At 61.5% G+C, this 17,128-nt stretch carries 16 protein-coding genes; 9 read left to right on the forward strand and 7 right to left on the reverse strand.

Annotation, left to right across the window (positions count from 1 at the left end):
• Nucleotides 1–84 precede the first annotated feature (84 nt).
• Nucleotides 85–1,482: an adenosylhomocysteinase gene (gene ahcY / locus ADAD_RS0114225; RefSeq protein WP_010415124.1), complete on the reverse strand. Its 1,398-nt coding sequence runs from the start codon at nucleotides 1,480–1,482 to the stop codon at nucleotides 85–87.
• Nucleotides 1,483–1,810: 328 nt separating this feature from the next.
• Here ahcY and ADAD_RS0114230 point away from each other — a divergent pair, with 328 nt between their 5' ends.
• A complete protein-coding gene (locus ADAD_RS0114230) occupies nucleotides 1,811–2,290 on the forward strand; it encodes a peroxiredoxin (protein ID WP_010415125.1) in 480 nt (159 codons plus the stop codon).
• A 65-nt stretch (nucleotides 2,291–2,355) separates the two neighbouring features.
• Here ADAD_RS0114230 and folE read toward each other — a convergent pair whose 3' ends face one another.
• The 3 genes from folE to ADAD_RS0114245 are packed head-to-tail and all read right to left on the reverse strand — an operon-like array spanning nucleotide 2,356 to nucleotide 5,008.
• Entirely contained in the window at nucleotides 2,356–2,964 is a 609-nt protein-coding gene (gene folE, locus ADAD_RS0114235; RefSeq protein WP_010415128.1) for a GTP cyclohydrolase I FolE, read from the reverse strand.
• Nucleotides 2,961–4,517 (reverse strand): phospholipase D-like domain-containing protein, encoded by a 1,557-nt coding sequence (locus tag ADAD_RS0114240; protein WP_010415131.1) that lies wholly within the window; start codon nucleotides 4,515–4,517, stop codon nucleotides 2,961–2,963. The genes folE and ADAD_RS0114240 overlap by 4 nt, the downstream gene beginning before the upstream one ends.
• Nucleotides 4,517–5,008 (reverse strand): hemerythrin domain-containing protein, encoded by a 492-nt coding sequence (locus ADAD_RS0114245; protein WP_010415132.1) that lies wholly within the window; start codon nucleotides 5,006–5,008, stop codon nucleotides 4,517–4,519. The genes ADAD_RS0114240 and ADAD_RS0114245 overlap by 1 nt, the downstream gene beginning before the upstream one ends.
• A 321-nt stretch (nucleotides 5,009–5,329) precedes the next feature.
• Here ADAD_RS0114245 and ADAD_RS16460 point away from each other — a divergent pair, with 321 nt between their 5' ends.
• The 8 genes from ADAD_RS16460 (at nucleotide 5,330) to ADAD_RS0114280 (ending at nucleotide 14,859) form a co-directional block, all read left to right on the forward strand.
• Nucleotides 5,330–5,806: a lasso peptide biosynthesis B2 protein gene (locus tag ADAD_RS16460; protein ID WP_010415135.1), complete on the forward strand. Its 477-nt coding sequence runs from the start codon at nucleotides 5,330–5,332 to the stop codon at nucleotides 5,804–5,806.
• A gap of 171 nt (nucleotides 5,807–5,977) precedes the next feature.
• Nucleotides 5,978–9,259, forward strand: a complete 3,282-nt coding sequence (locus ADAD_RS0114255) for an FG-GAP-like repeat-containing protein (RefSeq protein ID WP_010415138.1) — start codon at nucleotides 5,978–5,980, stop codon at nucleotides 9,257–9,259.
• Nucleotides 9,260–9,262: 3 nt separating this feature from the next.
• The gene (locus ADAD_RS0114260; protein ID WP_029140166.1) at nucleotides 9,263–9,832 is read left to right on the forward strand and encodes an aspartyl/asparaginyl beta-hydroxylase domain-containing protein; all 570 of its coding nucleotides are present in this window, start codon (nucleotides 9,263–9,265) and stop codon (nucleotides 9,830–9,832) included.
• Between the two features lie 111 nt (nucleotides 9,833–9,943).
• The gene (locus ADAD_RS0114265; RefSeq protein ID WP_010415141.1) at nucleotides 9,944–10,240 is read left to right on the forward strand and encodes a PqqD family protein; all 297 of its coding nucleotides are present in this window, start codon (nucleotides 9,944–9,946) and stop codon (nucleotides 10,238–10,240) included.
• Nucleotides 10,241–10,312: 72 nt separating this feature from the next.
• Nucleotides 10,313–11,221 carry a hypothetical protein gene (locus tag ADAD_RS16125; RefSeq protein WP_010415143.1) on the forward strand — a complete coding sequence of 303 codons (909 nt, stop codon included), beginning with the start codon at nucleotides 10,313–10,315 and terminating at the stop codon, nucleotides 11,219–11,221.
• A gap of 11 nt (nucleotides 11,222–11,232) precedes the next feature.
• On the forward strand, nucleotides 11,233–12,057 hold the full coding sequence (locus tag ADAD_RS0114270) for a sulfotransferase domain-containing protein (RefSeq protein WP_010415145.1): 825 nt from the start codon (nucleotides 11,233–11,235) through the stop codon (nucleotides 12,055–12,057).
• Nucleotides 12,058–12,160: 103 nt separating this feature from the next.
• Nucleotides 12,161–13,993: an asparagine synthetase B family protein gene (locus tag ADAD_RS0114275; RefSeq protein ID WP_139020475.1), complete on the forward strand. Its 1,833-nt coding sequence runs from the start codon at nucleotides 12,161–12,163 to the stop codon at nucleotides 13,991–13,993.
• On the forward strand, nucleotides 13,990–14,859 hold the full coding sequence (locus ADAD_RS0114280) for a glycosyltransferase family 8 protein (protein ID WP_029140168.1): 870 nt from the start codon (nucleotides 13,990–13,992) through the stop codon (nucleotides 14,857–14,859). The genes ADAD_RS0114275 and ADAD_RS0114280 overlap by 4 nt, the downstream gene beginning before the upstream one ends.
• On the opposite strand, the gene ADAD_RS0114285 is transcribed toward ADAD_RS0114280, so the two are convergent.
• The 3 genes from ADAD_RS0114285 to ADAD_RS0114290 all read right to left on the reverse strand — a co-directional run.
• A complete protein-coding gene (locus ADAD_RS0114285; protein WP_010415150.1) occupies nucleotides 14,856–16,052 on the reverse strand; it encodes a hypothetical protein in 1,197 nt (398 codons plus the stop codon). The two genes, ADAD_RS0114280 and ADAD_RS0114285, sit on opposite strands and share 4 nt — an antisense overlap.
• Before the next feature lie 97 nt (nucleotides 16,053–16,149).
• Nucleotides 16,150–16,290 carry a hypothetical protein gene (locus tag ADAD_RS17030; protein WP_158005197.1) on the reverse strand — a complete coding sequence of 47 codons (141 nt, stop codon included), beginning with the start codon at nucleotides 16,288–16,290 and terminating at the stop codon, nucleotides 16,150–16,152.
• Between the two features lie 78 nt (nucleotides 16,291–16,368).
• Nucleotides 16,369–17,128 (reverse strand): sulfotransferase family protein (locus ADAD_RS0114290; RefSeq protein ID WP_010415153.1); only part of this gene is annotated, 760 nt, incomplete at its 5' end.

Below are 17,128 nucleotides of genomic sequence, written 5' to 3' on the forward strand. Positions count from 1 at the left end.
CAGCTAGGCCCGGCGATGGCTGCTTGGCAACCATCCCGGGCCTGCATGAGGCGAGGAATTCCCCGCCCCAACGCTTTCGCGCGCTTAGTAGCGGTAATGCTCGGGCTTGTAGGGCCCTTCCTTGGGCACGCCGATGTAGTCGGCCTGCTCGTCGCTCATCTCGGTCAGATTGACGTTGAGCTTCTGCAGGTGAAGCGCGGCAACCTCTTCGTCGAGGTGCTTGGGCAGCACGTGCACCGCGTTGTCGTACTGATCGGCCTTCGTATAGAGCTCGATCTGGGCCAGCACCTGGTTGGTGAAGCTGGCGCTCATCACGAAGCTGGGGTGGCCGGTCGCATTGCCGAGGTTGAGCAGGCGGCCCTTCGAGAGAAGGATCATCCGCTTGCCGTCGGGGAACTCGACCAGATCGACCTGCGGCTTGATCTCGGTCCACTTCATGTTCGACAGCGCATCGACCTGGATCTCGTTGTCGAAGTGGCCGATGTTACCCACGATCGCCATGTCCTTCATGGCGCGCATGTGGTCGACGGTGATGACGTCCTTGTTGCCCGTGGTGGTCACGAAGATGTCGGCACGCTTGGTCGCCTCTTCCATCGTCACGACCTCGAACCCGTCCATTGCTGCCTGCAGGGCGCAGATCGGGTCGATCTCGGTGACCATGACGCGCGCACCGGCACCGGCGAGCGAGGCCGCCGAACCCTTGCCGACATCACCGTAGCCCGCGACGCAGGCGACCTTGCCGGCCATCATCACATCGGTGCCGCGGCGGATGCCGTCGACCAGCGATTCCTTGCAGCCGTACTTGTTGTCGAACTTCGACTTGGTGACGGAGTCGTTCACGTTGATCGCCGGGAACGGCAGCTTGCCCGCCTTCGACAGCTGGTAGAGGCGGTTGACGCCGGTGGTGGTCTCTTCCGAGACGCCGCGCACGGTTTCCACCGTCTTGGTCAGGTAGCCGGGCTTGCGTTCGATGAAGGCCTTGAGGGCGCGCTGCATTTCGCGCTCTTCCTCGTTGGTCGGCGCGGGCATTTCCTCGCCCGCTTCGATCCGGGCGCCCCACAGCGCAAACATGGTGGCATCGCCGCCATCGTCGAGGATCATGTTGCAGGGCTCGTCACCCCAGTCGAAGATCTTGGCGACGTAGTCCCAGTAATCGGCCAGCGTCTCGCCCTTGATCGCGAACACGGGGATGCCCTTGTCGGCGATGTAGGCCGCGGCGTGATCCTGCGTCGAATAGATGTTGCAGGTGGTCCAGCGCACGTCGGCGCCCAGTTCCACCAGCGTTTCGATCAGCACGCCGGTCTGGATCGTCATGTGCAGCGAACCCGCGATCTTCGCGCCCTTCAGGGGCTTGCTCTCGCCGTACTGTTCGCGCAGCGCCATCAGGCCCGGCATTTCGGTTTCGGCGATTTCGATCTCCTTGCGGCCATAGTCCGCAAGATCGATGTCCTTGACGATGTAGTCCTGTTCCTTGGTAGCCATGCTTGCTCCTTTGGGCTTTGTGGGCATACGCCGGCTTGGCGCAGGGAACCCGGGGAATGTTCCGTTGTGCGCGATTCAGTGCCGCGCTTGTTTCGCGGCCAATATAAAGACTTCTTTATATCTGCAAGCGCCGAGAGCCACAGGTGGTGCGGCAAATCCGTTGGGTGGACGCGTGCAGCCCGAAAAACGGGATAGATTCCGCGCATGATCCGTAGGAATGGTGAACCCGCAGCCGGGCTCTGTCGCCAGCGCGTCTCAAGGGATTGCCCGAAGACCGGCGGCAGGCCACAAGCGGGCCCGCAACTCTCAGGTGAAGGACTACCGACCCATGAATATTTCCGAAGGCGACACGATCCCCCAGGTGAAGATTTCCAAGGCCACCGAAGGCGGGCCGGAACCGGTCGACACGCGCGAGTTCTTCGCGGGCCGCAAGGTGGCGCTGTTCGCCGTGCCCGGCGCTTTCACCCCGACCTGTTCGGCCAAGCACCTGCCCGGTTTTGCGGAGAAAGCGGAAGAACTGAAGTCCAAGGGCGTGGACGAGATCGCCTGCATTTCGGTCAATGATGCATTCGTCATGGGTGCATGGCAGCAGGCCGACGGCAGCAAGGATGTGACCATGCTGGCAGACGGCAATGGCGAATTCGCCGAAGCCGTGGGCCTCACCATGGATGGATCGGGCTTCGGCATGGGCAAGCGCAGCCAGCGCTATTCGATGATCGTCGACGACGGCAAGGTCCGCAAGCTGAACGTCGAGAAGCCGGGCGATTTCAGCGTCTCGAGCGCGGAGCACATGCTCGGCCAGCTCTGACGAACCGGCTTTGCCGATAGGCATGGGGGCGACCGCTCGGAGTGGAGCGGTCGCCCTTTTTCGTATCAGTAGCCCATCAGGCTGAGAACTTCCTTGCGGCTGCGCTCGTCGTCGCGAAATACGCCCATCATCCGGCTGGTGACCATGCCGACGCCGGGCGTGCGCACCCCGCGCGCGGTCATGCAGGCATGGCTTGCCTCGATGACGACCGCCACGCCTTCGGGCTTCAGATTTTCCCAGATGCACTGCGCGACCTCCGCGGTCAGCCGCTCCTGCACCTGAAGGCGGCGGGCATAGCCGTGCAGCACACGGGCCAGCTTCGAAATTCCCACCACGAAGTCGGTCGGCAGATAGGCGATGTGCGCCACGCCGATGATCGGTGCCATGTGGTGCTCGCAGTGCGACTGGAAGGGGATATCCTTCAGCAGCACGATTTCGTCGTAGCCGCCGACTTCCTCGAACACGCGGGACAGGTGGACCGCAGGGTCCTCCTCGTATCCCTGGCAATATTCCTTCCAGGCGCGCGCGACGCGCTTGGGTGTATCGATCAACCCCTCGCGCGTGGGATCGTCCCCCGTCCACTCCAGCAAGGTTCGCACCGCTGCCTGCACATCCTCGGGCACCGGCAACTTGCCTGCTTCCCTGTCCTCGTCCGGACCGACCAGACTGCTCATTTCAGAAATTTCCTCTTTGCCCTGTCGCGCAACCGCCTGAGCCGCCCGCCTTTGCCGAAAAGGCCGCCGCGCGCAAATGGCCTGAGGATACCCGATGGCTTTTCAGGGTCGAGCATGCCCGATTCCGCAAGCCATTCCTCGAATTCGGTCTTGGTCGGCGGAACATAGGGACGCAGCGTCCTGCTCCCTTCGGAGCCGAGCGCGGCAATAGCGCCTTGCATTGTGCCATGTTCGTCCAGCGCGGCCTGCATTTCGTCTTCCGGCACCCCGCAATGTTCCGCGAGAAGAGAGATGCGGATGGCTTGAATCTTATCTTCCAGTCCCCGGCCCGAATTGTGGGGCCTCGCCGCGTCGAGCACGGTATCGCATTCGCTGTCGAGCCCGAGCGAGCGGTTGTTCAGATTGGCCGATCCGATCCGCAGCACCTCGTCATCCACGATCATCAGCTTGGCGTGGACGTAGATCGGCGTTTCGCCGGTATAGGGCACATAGACCTCGAAGCGATCGCGCGCGTCGGCGGCTTCGACCGCTTCGGCAACAAGATCGCGCGCATGGTCCATCGCCTGCTGTTCAAGCCAGCCGTCGGCATGGCGCGGGTGGACGATCACGATCTCGGGCGGATCGGGCTCGCTCAGACGCCTGGCGATGGCTTCCGCGATCTTGCGCGAGGTGAAGTACTGGTTCTCGATGTAGATAAAGCGTTTGGCGCGCGCGAAATGGGCGAGGAACAGTTCCTCGATCTCGCTTACCGCGCTCACTTCGCCGACACAGGCACGCGTACGGCACAGGCCGATCTCCACATCCTGAAATTCGGCCTGCAGGGCATCCGGCCAGGGGCTTGTTTCCGGGCGTTTCGGCCGGTCCAGCGGGTCCCCGCCCGCGACCTGCCAGCGCGTGTCGCACAGATCGAACAGAGCGCCCGCCACCGGGCCTTCCATCATTACCGTGATATCGTGCCAGGGCCCGTGCGTATTGCCGGGCCAGTTCACCCGGCGCGGGTCTTCTTCCAGGTGTTCGCGGGTATCCCAGCGATCATAGGTGAGGTCGATACCGCCACACACCGCCATCTGCCGGTCGAACACCGCGATCTTCTGATGGTGGCTGCAACCGGGGGGATGCCGGCTGTCGAAGCGGAAGCTGATACCGTCGACCATCCACATCCGGGCGATGTCGTAGGCCATCCGCCCGCGCTTGAAGAACTGGACCCACGACAATCCCCACTTGAGGATGCGGATGTCCAGCCCGTCGTGGGTCTTGACCAGCCATGGCAGATAATCGCCCAGCCGGGCCGGCCGTTCATGATGGCCGTTCTTCCATTCCTCCCCACGCCTCAGCGAAATGCGCGTATCGAAATCCCAGCCGATCAGCACGATCTGGGCGCGCGCGTTGTCCATCGCGTTATGGATGTGCGCGAAGTAATCCTCGCCATCGATGACGACCGCCATCCTGTTGGCAATCTCGTAGCGCCAGATTCCGTTCTCGGCGGATGCATCGGGCCCCTGGCCGGAGGCGATGCTCCGCTCGAGTTCCGCGCCGCCCCCCGTGGCGGACATTATTCCTTCGCGTCTTCTTGCTTTTCGGGCGTGACTTCGGCCTCGTCCTTTTCCTCGTCCTTCCGGCGTTCGAAGACCGCCGCCATGTGCTCCACGTCCTCGTTGTCGAGGTACTTCCGGAAGTCCGGGAAGTGGTCTTCCTCTTCCTCTGTGATGTGATGGCGATAGTCGTGGTCGAAGGTCTTGAACTTCTGGAGCCAGGCGCCCTCCGACATGTCGGTTGCGGCAAGATCGTTGAGCATCTCGTCGATCTCGTGATGTTCGGCGACCGAATGGCGCGTCTCGTCCGTGGTGGGCGGCTTACGCAGCATCGTGGAATAGAGCGCCTGTTCCTCCGCCGCAGCGTGGCTCTTGAGTTCCTTGGTCAGCTCGGTGAACAGCTGCTCGCGCTCGGGGCTGTCGCCGTGCGTCTCCATCAGCTTGTCGAGCAGTTCGCGGTGACGATCGTGATCCTGCTTCAGACGGTCGAAAATGGCTTGTGCGTCGCTCATGGGGAATCTCCGTGAAGGGTCGTGCACCTTCAACCGGGCGGGCGTGCGCAGGTTCCGCGACTCCCCGATGATTGCCCCGGGGGATAGATGGCGCGTCCTCCAGAGCCGAAGAAGTCGCGGTCGGAGCAGGCGAATGCTCGAAGCGCAAGGTGGACGAGCGGCGCTGGCGAACCCTTTGGGGGTGTTCGAGGGACAGGCTCGGCTTCGAATTTCCCTGCCTCATTCGTCTGGAAGTCTGCTATCGGGCCGAGCGTGGAATTGCTCGGGGAATTTTGCCGATTGCGGCGTCGGCTCGGACTGCCCCCGCAAGGGGTTTGTCGAATGACCGGTTATATCGGACGCAAGCTGACGGTGTTCTGGAAGCTCTCCGTGCCGGCCAAGCTGCTCCTGCTCCCCGCCTGGCTGTCGCTGTGCGTGGCGGCGGGCATTTTCCGTTTTGTCCGGTTCGGAAGACTTGGCCAGCTGCTGGGGCGAAATATCGGCGCCGGGGCGTGCTGCCCGCTGGCGTCTCCTGCCGCTGTGGATCGTGCGATTGCGATATCGAGCGCGGTGCAGATCGCCAGCAGATACACCCCTTTTCGGAGCGATTGCGTGCCTCAGGCGATAGCGGGCCAGTTCCTTTGCCGTGCGTTGAACGTGCCATCGGCACTCCATTTCGGCGTTGGCAATCGCGTTGCTTCGGCTGTTTCGGGGGAAAGCATGCAGGCGCATGCGTGGCTGGTCGTCGGCCCGATCTTCGTAACTGGCGGTCGTTCGTTCAAGACCCATACGACCACCGCGTGCTTCGTCGCGCGCTGAGCAAGGCCCACATTGCCTGTCATTTGCGGGTTGGCAGCGACGGTCCTGCAATCCACAAATCGTTCGAACGATGAGGTTGCGCCGCCCCTTGAATCATATGAGGGCCTGGCGACGTAGCGCAGGACGAGGGGCCGCCGAGAAATGCTAACAGCCCCGAAGAGGCAGAATTGGGTGCAATCGATCCGCGCCGGCGATACGCGCATTCCCATCGCCGCGCTGGCGCTCGCCGGATTGGCGATCGTCTTCTGGGTCGGGTCCCGATATCCCTCTCTCAACGACAAGGCCATCATGGGCGGGAATGCGCCCCTGTCCGGCTTTGCGTTCGATATCCTGTTCGATATCTTCCCCGACAGTTCTCTCTGGTGGCAATTCGTGGCCAACAACGTGAACTGGGTCATGACCAACATCAAGGGAATGACCTTCGGCGTTCTGTTCGGTGCAGCGGTCCTGACGCTGCTGTCCCTGATCGAACAGCGCTCTTTCAAGAACGGGTTTGCGAACTCCGCGCTGGGCACGATTATCGGTGCCCCGCTGGGCGTATGCGTCAATTGCGCGGCGCCCATTGCTCTTGGCCTGCACATGGGCCGGATGCGTCTGGAAACGACCTTGTCCGCGCTCCTCGCCTCGCCGACCCTGAATGTGATCGTCGTAACGATGAGCTTTTCGTTGCTGCCGCTTCATATCGCACTCACGAAACTGGTGCTCGCCCTGTTCATGGTGCTCTTCGTGGTGCCCGTCGTGTGTCGACTGTTCCTGAAGGAAGAGGTCGCCCGGACACAGCAAGACTTAGCCTCCATCGCACCGCTTGCCGAGGGCAAGGGATTGACCGCCTGGATCGCCAGGTCGCTATCCACCTCGCATGCCCAGCCCCGGCCGGACGGGATCGGGCCCAGCTTGCTGTGGTTCGTGAGGACTTTCTCGCGCAATTTGTTCTTCATCGCGATCATCACGGTTCCGATGATGTTTCTCGCGGCGCTGATGGCCACGGTCATTGCGATGGGTTTCGACAGCGGGGCCCTGGCCACGGCACTTCCTTATGCCAATCCCCTATCCGTGCTCCTTGCGATGGTGGCAGTCGCGCTGATTGCCAGCTTGGTGCCAGCCCCGATCGCACTGGACGTCATCCTGACGATCGTCCTGCTGGGCCTCGGCCTGGGTTCTCACTACGGCGCGGTGCTGATTATCGCGCTGGGGACGTTCAGCTTCTACGCCTTCCTGGTCTTGTGGAAGGCGGTCTCTCTGAAAACCGCCGTGATTGTCTGGGGGGCAACCATCGTACTGGCGGTGGCAGGCGGCGTCATCGCCTACGTGGCCGCGCCTTACGAACGCATTTTTCAGGCAAACCGCATGGCGAGCTTCATCGAATCCCGTGGGCCGGTGGAGTTTCCGGAACCGCCCGAAATTTCGAAAGGATCGGCCTTGTCGGCGCTGAAGGATCGGATCGCGGCCCAATCGCGGTCCACGAGGCCGGTCGGCGGCGAGATTCTCGATGAAGGCGGAAACACCATCAGCGTCGACCTTCTCGTCAGTCCGGCGGCGGAGGCGGATGACGACCGAGCGACCAGGTTTTCGCGGGTAGCCGGCCCCGATATCGGACTGATGGACATCGCAATCAACACGCCACTGCACGAACTTGCCCCGCAAATGATGATGGGAGGTATCGGTTCGGGGGACGTCCACAAGGATGGCTGGCCGGATGTCGTTTTCCGACGCCCACTGGGGGCCAAGGGGCTTTCGCTCTACGCCAATCTGGGAGGGCGCTTCGAAAGGCAGGCGCTGGAACTGGGCCCGGTGGACGATCTGCAGGTGGCCAACACCGCCCTGGTCGATCTCGACAATGACGAATGGCTCGATCTCGTGGTGACGACCGCTTGGGACGGGGTGTTCGTCTTTGCCAACCGGGAAGGCACATTCTCGTCACAAGATATGCTGCACATATCCGGTTCCCGCCATTCCACCGTGCTGTCGATCGCCTTTTCGGATCTAAACAATGACGGCAATCTGGACATGATCCTCGGCAACTGGAATTCGCGCCAGGGCGGCGAGGGATGGGCCTATCTCACACCTTTGACGTCGCGCAATCAGGTCGCCTGGAATAAGGGAAACGGCACGTTCGTTCTGGAAACCATGCCCGGATCGGCCGGCCAGACGCTGACCGGGCTCGTCACCGACTACAACCGGGATGGCAGGCCCGAATATCTGAAGGGCGACGATCTGGCCGCGACCGACGAGTTCATCTTCTTCGACGCCAATGGCCGGATGGCTACAAGCCGCGAGCAGCAGCCCTTTCCCTACTTCACCCAGACGAGCATGAGCTACGACGAGGGTGACTGGAACAATGATCTCCTGCCCGACTATTACGGTGGCCAGATCTCCGAAGCCAGAACGAGCAGCGTGAGAAGTTCAAGACGCGGCGACGGGCGGGTCAACCAGCTATGCGAGCAATACGCAGCCGACATGGATTGGACCGAAGATGCCGTCCGTCGCTGCGCAGCCGAAATCCAGTCGATCAACATGATCCGTTCGCGAAGGACGGGTTTCACGTTGTATCCGTGCCAAAATTACTTCCTTTCGGATCGTGATGCCACCTTGTGCGGGATAACTAGCTCGCTCAGCACAGCTGCCAATCTCGATTATTTTCTGGGCGATATCAGTGGGGCAGAGGCGCGATCGCGCTGCGAAAACGCCTTGCAGGACTGGCCGGAAATGGCCGCTTACTGCAAGACATACGATGTTCCGACAGCCAAGAAATTGACGCAAAAGGAGATCGCCCGGCGGCACGCCCCGGCTCTGAGCCAGGGCAATATCCTGCTGACGGGCGATCATGGCGGGACGTTCACCGATGCCGCGCCGGACCAGGCGGTCAATTATCCGGGATGGACCTGGAACAGCCGGTTCGTCGATCTCGATCAGGATGGCTGGCAGGATATCTTCGTGGGCATCGGCAGCTGGTTCGCCCCGACGCGATCCTCGACCAACATGCTGTATCACAATCGGCGCGGGGCATTCGTCGAAGACACCGCATCCTTCGGCCTCGACGATATCGTGCCGACATACAGCTTCGTATCGCTCGATTTCGATGGCGATGGGGATATTGATATTATTCGCCCTCCGGAGGGGCACACGGCAATCGTCCATCGCAACGAGAAACCGGCCGGGCCGGCGCTTTGGGTCCATCTCAGAGACGAGATCGGCAACCGGATGGGGGTCGATGCGCGCGTAACCATCTGCGTCGATGGCCAGACGACGATCCGGCCCGGCAAATGCCAGACCCGCCCCGTGAATGCCAGCGGGGGCTATATGTCGTTCGATCCCATCGCTGCCCATTTCGGCCTGGGGTCCGCACGATCGGTTTCGCTGATAACGGTTATCTGGCGCGATGGCACCCGCACCACCGTCATGCCGGACGACATGCTGGATGGTGAAGTGATCATCCGCCGGACCGGAGGCTAGAACATGCGACCCATCGTCAGGAAGCCGGACTTTATCCGACCTTTGGGCAAGGTGGACATCGACCCGCTGATGTCGCTCGTCCCGCGCCTTTCGGACCGAGTGTGGGAAAAGGCGGACGGCGCCAAGGAAAACACCTACGCGGTGTTTCACCACACACAGCATATCGTGTTTCGCTTCATCCACCGGAACAGGGACCCGGACGATTATTACGATACCAGAGCGTGGCCCCTGTGGGCCCCCGTTGTGGAACCGATCATGCACAAAGCGGTGGCCGAATACGGCTTCCGCTCGCCGATCTTCCCCAAGGCCATGCTGGCCAGGCTGAAGGCGGGACATTACATCGACCTTCATTCGGACGGCACGGGCGCGCCACCGCGATGCCATAAGATCCATGTGCCGCTGATAACCAATCCCGACGCGATATTTCACATTGGCGAGCAGAGCTTTCATCTGCCAGCCGGTGAAGCCGTGGAGGTGAACAACATGAAGAAGCACGGCGCGGAAAACGCCGGAACGCAGGATCGCATCCACCTCATTTTCGAGGTATTCGAGGGCGCTCGACCGGACGCGTAATGCGATCCTGCAGCCTGGTTTCACGGGGCTGCCAGCGGTATGCCGCTTCCCTTTAAGCTGTTACCGTGCCTGCGAAATTTTGAACGACTGCTACACACAGGATAATCACCCATGCCGAAAGCGAGCGAAATCACATTGGCAACGACGCTGGGCAAGGCCGAACAGGTACTGTCCTCATCGGTCGATGACGGACTTTTGTTGATGGATATGGATACGGGCGACTACCATCACTTCGACGATATCGCGAGCAGCATCTGGAGCAGGATCGACGGGGACAAGTCCGTCGGGGACGTCTGCCTGGAATTGCAGGACGAGTTCCAGGTCGACCCGGCGCAATGCGAGGAGGACACGCTGGAATTCCTTCGCCAGGCGCATCGCGCCAACCTGGTGGCAGACCAATCCGCCTGATCGATCGCCGACCGATCGGCGCCAGCCCGCATCGCCCATGCGGGGTCCTTTTCCGGCCGATGAAAGCACCCAGTGACTGACCGCAAATATCGGCTGTTCGGCCTCGACCTGCAATCGTGCATCGCGTTGACGGGCCTCGACGAAGTCGATTCCGCCCAGCCGGACGTGGTCGTGTCCTTCGGCGATATCGATGCTGCGCTGGCAGACCTGCAGGACGCGCCGATAACCGAGTACAAGACTTGGCGGGCCTCGGCGAAGTTCTTCGAACTTACCGTGCCGGGCGTCGGCCGGTATCTGGCCACAGGCGGCAACTCGGTATTGATCGAGCCCGAGGCGGGGGCCGATGCGCGCGATCTTTCCGCCTTCTTCATGGGCTCTGGCATGGCGGCCATATTGCAGCAGCGCGGTTTCCTGACGCTTCATGCCAGCGCGGTAGAAACAGCGCGCGGCGCGGCCCTTTTCGTCGGACGCTCGGGCGCTGGCAAATCGACGCTGTGCTACGCCTTGCAGCAACGCGGATTTTCCATGATCGCCGACGATATGTCGGCCCTGGTTGCAGCGTCCGATGGCAGCGTGACGATCATGCCCTCGCCTCCGCTGAACAGGCTGTGGGGCGAGACGTTGCAGCAATTCCCGGTCGATCGGCCCGACAGGATCGCCATGCGTCGCCGCGTCGACAAGTTCCTGGTTCCCTCGGAAAACCACTGTACCGCCCCCCGCACCGTCGAGCGGATATTTTTCCTGACCCCGTACAACAGGCCGGACATAGTTCTGCGGGATATGGACACGACCGAGCGTGTACACCGATCGGGGAAATTCACTTTCCGGCGAAAAGTCTATCGCGCGCAGGGCCTTGCCGAAATGCACTTTCGCGCGATTACCGGCCTCGCAAAAACCATTCCCATGACGCAGGTCTTCAGACCCGAGGGCCCATTCCTGCTGGACGAACTGGCGGACGCCATCGTCGCGGAAATCGGCTGATCGGCGACGCGATGTCGATTACCTGGATCGCATCCTACCCGAAATCCGGCAACACCTGGGTGCGGGCCTTCCTGAGCAACTATCTGACCCAAGGCGCCGAACCGGTGGGCATCAACCAGCTTATCGGGCAGTCCGTTCATATCGACCGGTTCCTGTTCGACGAAACCATGGCGGTGCCATCCGATCTGCTGGATGATGGCGAACTTGCCGAACTGCGCCAGCTGTTTCTTGCCCAGCTGTCGCAAACGGTGAGCGATCCGGGTTTCGTAAAGACGCATGATTGCGGGGGGCCGTCTGACACCGGAAACAGCACCTTCGGGATGCTGTCGGGCGGGAACAGGGCGATCTATCTGGTCAGAGACCCGCTCGACGTGGCGGTCTCTTTCGCACACCACCGCAACGAGCCGGTCGACGACGTCATCGCACTGATGCGATCGCCCGATGCAGTCCTGAGAGGCGGGCGGTTGTTCTTCGATGAAACCCTCGGGCGGTGGGGCGATCACGTCGATACCTGGACCGATCAGCGCCGATCGAATGTGTGCGTCATCCGTTACGAGGATCTGATCGACGCCCCCGCCGAAAGCTTCACGCGGCTATTGGACTTTTGCGGCCTGGAGAGCGACGAGAAACGCGTCGCACAGGCGGTTGATTTCGCCCGCTTCGAAGCATTGCAGAAAAGCGAGAAGCAATCCGGTTTCGACGAAAAGCAATCCACTGCCTCGTCCTTCTTCCGGCGCGGGCAAAAGGGAAGCTGGCGCAGCGCCCTGACCAGGACGCAGATCGAAACCGTGATCGGGGATCACGAAGCGACCATGGCAAGATTCGGGTATATCTGAACGTGTTCGAAGCTCACTCTCGAAATGCGGAGTCCGCAACGTGGACCTGATCTGCGGGATCATATCGCCGAGGCACGCCGTGCCCGCCGAGCGACGCCGGATCATGGCCCAGTCCTTCGCCGAAAGGGGGCTGACAGAAGCTGGCTTTTGCGCTTGTCCCGATGGCTGGAACGATCCCGGGGACATTCTGTTTGCCAATTTTGCGTGGCCACGTCCGGATCGTGAAGGGCGTTCCGCGTCCCCGCTTTGCGATGAGGATATGGGCCTCGCGATTGCGGCGGATTGCCGGATAGATGATCGCGAGCGCCTGGCACGGGAACTCGGTCTGGATATTGCACTGCTACCCTTCGGCAGCCGCCATGACCAGGACCGGTTTCTGATCCTGAAAGCCTACGAGAAATGGGGCGAGCAGTGCGCGGATCATTTGCTCGGCGATTTCGCGTTCGTCATATTCGACAGCCGGAACAAGACCGCCTTCGCCGCGCGCGATCACATGGGCGTTCGACCGTTTTTCTACTACGAGAAGGACGGCGAATTCGTCTTTGCCAGCAATGTGAATGCCATACTCGCCCTGCACCCCGAACTCGGCGAGCTGGACGAACAGCATCTCGCCGCCTGCCTGACCTTCGGAAACCACCATTCGCATACCGACACCTTCTTCCGGAGGATCAGGAAGCTGCCTGCAGGACACCGGCTGAAGCTGGATCGCAGCGGCCATTCGGTAAGCCGGTACTGGCATCCCCGGCAGGTCGCGCCGATCAGCTACGCCACACACGCCGAGTACGAAGAAAAACTGCTCGATCTCTTGCGCCGAGCCGTGGCGGATCGTGTCGATCGACAGGGAGACATCGGCGTCCACATCACCGGCGGGCTGGATTCTTCCACAATTGCCACCCTGGCTCTGGAAGCCTGCTCGCAGCGGGGCACCTCGCTTACTCGCGGATATTGCTGGCAGCCGGCGGCCAATCCCGGCGAGCCGCTTTCCAACGAACATCGCTGGATCAAGCGGATCACCGACTACCTGCAGATCGACGTTGCGCACATTACGGCCGATGTCGACACGCTCGAGGCGCTTTACCGCAGGGATTGCACCACGCAGCCGTGCGATAAAACGCTCCTGAACGAGCTTCCGGTCCAGCGCGAAGCGGCGGCGGACGGTGTCGCAACGATGCTCTCCGGCTGGGGCGGCGACCAGATCATATCGAACGGGGGCAAACTCTCCCCCACCAGCGTATCGGGCAAATTCCGGCAGAGCCTGAAACGATTGATCGACCCGCAATTGGTCCGAAAACTGGTCGACAAGGCCGGCCTGCGGAAGGGAACAGGCGTTACCGCCCAAATTCTGAAAAAGGTGCTGCCCGAATACCGTCTGCGCGAGGCGAGCACCGAGCATGTCGACAAGGACTTCCTGAGAAGGATCGACCTTCCCGACGCGTCCTTGCCGGATGACAAGCTGACGGTCCGGGAGACCCAGCTCTGGCATCTGGAGAACGGAACGATGACCCGTCGCATCGAAGAATGGGCGGGAAGCGGTCAGGAATTCGGGATCGAATACAGCTATCCGCTGCTCGACCGCCGGATCATCGAATTCGCGCTTGCCATACCTGCCGGGCAGTACCGCCAGGGCGCGAAGCAGCGCTGGATTTTCCGGCGAACGCTCTCCCATATCGCGCCACACGATCTTTGCTGGAGCAACACCAAACGCGAGATCGTGAGAGTGGGCGCGCTCGAAGGGCCCTTCGTCGCGATGACGCGCCGGCTCGCCGCAATGCTGAAGAGCGGTCGGATCAAGCCCGAGCGCGCGAAATATGTCGATATAGATGCTCTGATCGCTACGATCGAAGATGAGAACTTCGCAGAGAATGGGCGGTTCGGCCCCACCCAGACGGCGTTGCGCATTCTCGATTTCCCGGATGGGCGGATGGACGCATCGTGAGCCGCCCGCCCCGGTTGAGCCTGGTCACCGTCAGCAGCGACGACTTCGTTCCGGGGACCATCGCGATGCTGCATTCGTTTTCGGTGTTTCACCCGGAAATTGCAGCCGATTTCGTGGTTATCCATGATGACCTGTCGCCCCGGTCGATCGATCGATTGACGGCGCTGTTTCCGACCATCGCGTTTCGTCCGGCAAGCCGCGACTTGCGCGAACGGCTGGATCGCCTGTGTTCAGAGCTTCCGGAGTTCACCAGCAGGCGCAGGAGATTCCTTTCGGTCGAGACAATGCTGTCCACCGGCTATGACAAGGTGCTGTTCTGCGACAGCGACATTATCTTTCAAGGGTCGATCGATCCGGCGCTGCAATCGATATCCCCGCTGGTCTGTTGCGGCGACATCGCCTTTCTCGACAAGACGGGCCGCGACACGGTCACTTTCAGCAAGGCCACGCACTCTGCCGTTCCCCGCCTGATGAACACGTTCAATGCCGGCCTGATGGTCTTCAACGGCGATTTGTGCATCGAGAGCAACCGGGCGGCATTGCTCAGTGCCATCAATCCGAAGCGGTGGAAGGACATCGCGACAAAACACACCGACCAGATCCTGTTCAACTGGCAGTTCAACGGTCTGCAGGAGATTGTCGGGCCCGAATTCAATTATCTTCTGGGGCATCGGGATCAGATAAGGCGCTGCACCGGCGCGCGCGCGGAAGAGGCACGTGTGCTGCATTTCAACGGGCCGGAGAAGCCCTGGCTCGTGCCCTCGTCTCCAGGCCCCACCCGGCAGAGCAGAAGCGGTTTCGACCCGTTGCAGGAATGGAGGCGGGTCTATGATGCGGCTATCAGGCGATCCGGCGAAGGCCCTTAGCTATCGAGAGCGACTGCCCCGGTTTTTCCAAGCCACTGCAGGAACTCCCACAAGTTCACCCGTTCTTCTTCGGTAGAGCCGAGCGCCAGCAGTTCGCTCGCCGCGACGCTGAGGCCTTGCGCAAGGCTCTGCATCCACGAGGTCGCGCCCTCGACTTCGGGGACGTACCGCATGTGTCCTCGGGCAAGCAGGACCTGCTTGCCGAAACTGGTGGTGAGCAGGATCGGAAAAATGTCCGTGTGCTTCGTTTTTACGCTGGAGGAGCGCGGGACGACTTCCAGGCCGCCCATCGGCCTTCCCGCCAGGCCGCCATTCGAAAGATTGGCCAGCCGGAACAGCCGATCCGCTTCGGCTTGAACGTCGCCGAAAGGAATGGGCAGCCATGCCTGTGGGAGTGCCGGAAGGCCGTGCGCACCGGAAGCGATTGGCGAAGATTGTGGGGGCCGCAATTGTCCCGCCACCTTTTCAAGCCGGTCGAACGGCGAGAATCGCCTGAACAGAATGCACAGATTGGCGCAGAGCTGCGGCGCAGAGCCGACATGCAGCACCGGAGTTTCGATATTTGCTATCTCGCCGCTGCGCACTTCGAGAACCGTCGAAACGGCTTTCAGTTCGTCGTCCGGCGGAAGCGCCATGGCCCGGGCGGGAACCTGTCCGGCGCTCCAGGTGTGCAGGTGTTTCGTGCCCGGCCCGAAGTGAAAATGGAGCGTGCGATCCAGATTCAGATCCTGGTGGATGCCGATGGGCGACGATTGATACGAACCTGAAAACGTGCCGATTGCGAGGGCCCCGCAGTGATCGACGCTGCGCGTATAGTCAGCGGCATAGTGCGCGGCGGCCCATGCGATCCGATCGTCAAAGGATTCCAGATTGTTGAGAACTATGCAGAATTCACGACCGCGAAGTTCGCGTTCGGCCCAGCTTTGCATCGTATCGCCAGGGGTCATGGAGCAGGCGCACGAAGCCAGCCCCCCGGCGCCGAGCCTTGCACCGTCGATCCAGACCCTTTTCTTGTCGTGGCCCTTCGCGCTCGACAGCACATGGCGAACATGGCGCCACAGCGATCTATCGAAGTCGGCGCCTGCCTGGAACGTATTCGAGAGTACGCAACTCTTGCCGTCCAGGCTTCGCAGTATCTCGGTCAGCGGAGGGAATGCGGAAAAGAAACCCTCATCACCGCGATCACGAGCCAAGCGGGAGACCTCCAGCTGGCGATTGGCCGAAAACAGCGAAATCGCTCATCTGGGCCAAGACTGTCGCAGCGTTAGCCGGCGGTCACAGCACCATTTCTCAGGAAGCGTAAAAGCCATCTTCACCAGAGGACGGGGGCAAACCGCCGCGCGTGGCTTCAACCGGGAGAGTCTTCATCTTCGGTGCGCGCCAGTCCTTGCGGGTCGTCGCTTCAACGGCGTTGGTGGCTTTGTCGTTCATGATCACTCTCAAAATTGCCGGTCTTGCGCATGGTACGCACCCGCATCCGCATAGGTCAAGCTTGCCCCGTATCAATCATCAATAGCCGAACCGGGTCAGCAAGTCGCGATCGGCTTCCAGCACACTGGCAGCTTGCGCAATCTGGGCGCGGGTCAGTCGCGCGATCTGTTCGGCGTTGCGATCGATGATCGGCGATGCCGGCATTCCCTTGACCGGGACCGATCGATTGAAGTCGAGGCCACCGATCTCGGGCACCAGACCGTCGATGCACCGCGCGGCCGCAGCGGGGGAAGCGCATAGCTGCTCGTAGGTCAGGCTGACAGAGACATCCCGATGGGCGTCGATGTTCCCCGCCTGCTCGCGAAGGCACCGCAGCATGTGACGCGCAGCAACCTCGACGATATCGTCATCAGGCCCCAGCGGCTGTTGGTCCGCCCGACGGATGATGCCCTCGATCGCGGCATAGGGATTGCGGACGAGGAACACGAAGCGTGGATTTCTGAAGTGCTTCCTGATCTGATCGACCGCAAGAAGAAAGGGAGGCGACGATGTGACGAAGACCGCTTTCGTCCGCTGGCGCCCTTCATCGGGCCGGGTCGCCTGCGCGTACCATGCGGATTGCGAACGGCCCCAGTCATACTTGGCCGGATCGCTGAATGTTTCGATCCATTCCTCGCGGCTGGCCCAGATCAGGCGGGTTCCCGTACCGCGCGAAGACGGGCCGGCAAAGCCGGGCGCATGCTGCCCCTCCATCGGTAGCGACAGGCAGCCATTCGCCGCGATCAGATTGCGCAGCAGGGTCGAGCCCGAATTGTTCGGTGCAATGACGAACAGATTT

The sequence above is a fragment of the Citromicrobium sp. JLT1363 genome, from assembly GCF_000186705.1.
GTDB lineage: Bacteria > Pseudomonadota > Alphaproteobacteria > Sphingomonadales > Sphingomonadaceae > Alteriqipengyuania.

Coding starts and splice junctions, on each gene's coding strand:
- ADAD_RS16460 (WP_010415135.1), top strand. CDS start 5,330: ATGACCGGTTATATCGGACGCAAGCTGACGGTGTTCTGGAAGCTCTCC.
- ADAD_RS0114260 (WP_029140166.1), top strand. CDS start 9,263: ATGCGACCCATCGTCAGGAAGCCGGACTTTATCCGACCTTTGGGCAAG.
- ADAD_RS0114275 (WP_139020475.1), top strand. CDS start 12,161: ATGGCCCAGTCCTTCGCCGAAAGGGGGCTGACAGAAGCTGGCTTTTGC.
- folE (WP_010415128.1), bottom strand. CDS start 2,964: ATGAGCAGTCTGGTCGGTCCGGACGAGGACAGGGAAGCAGGCAAGTTG.
- ahcY (WP_010415124.1), bottom strand. CDS start 1,482: ATGGCTACCAAGGAACAGGACTACATCGTCAAGGACATCGATCTTGCG.
- ADAD_RS17030 (WP_158005197.1), bottom strand. CDS start 16,290: ATGAACGACAAAGCCACCAACGCCGTTGAAGCGACGACCCGCAAGGAC.
- ADAD_RS0114270 (WP_010415145.1), top strand. CDS start 11,233: ATGTCGATTACCTGGATCGCATCCTACCCGAAATCCGGCAACACCTGG.
- ADAD_RS0114265 (WP_010415141.1), top strand. CDS start 9,944: ATGCCGAAAGCGAGCGAAATCACATTGGCAACGACGCTGGGCAAGGCC.
- ADAD_RS0114245 (WP_010415132.1), bottom strand. CDS start 5,008: ATGAGCGACGCACAAGCCATTTTCGACCGTCTGAAGCAGGATCACGAT.
- ADAD_RS0114230 (WP_010415125.1), top strand. CDS start 1,811: ATGAATATTTCCGAAGGCGACACGATCCCCCAGGTGAAGATTTCCAAG.
- ADAD_RS0114240 (WP_010415131.1), bottom strand. CDS start 4,517: ATGTCCGCCACGGGGGGCGGCGCGGAACTCGAGCGGAGCATCGCCTCC.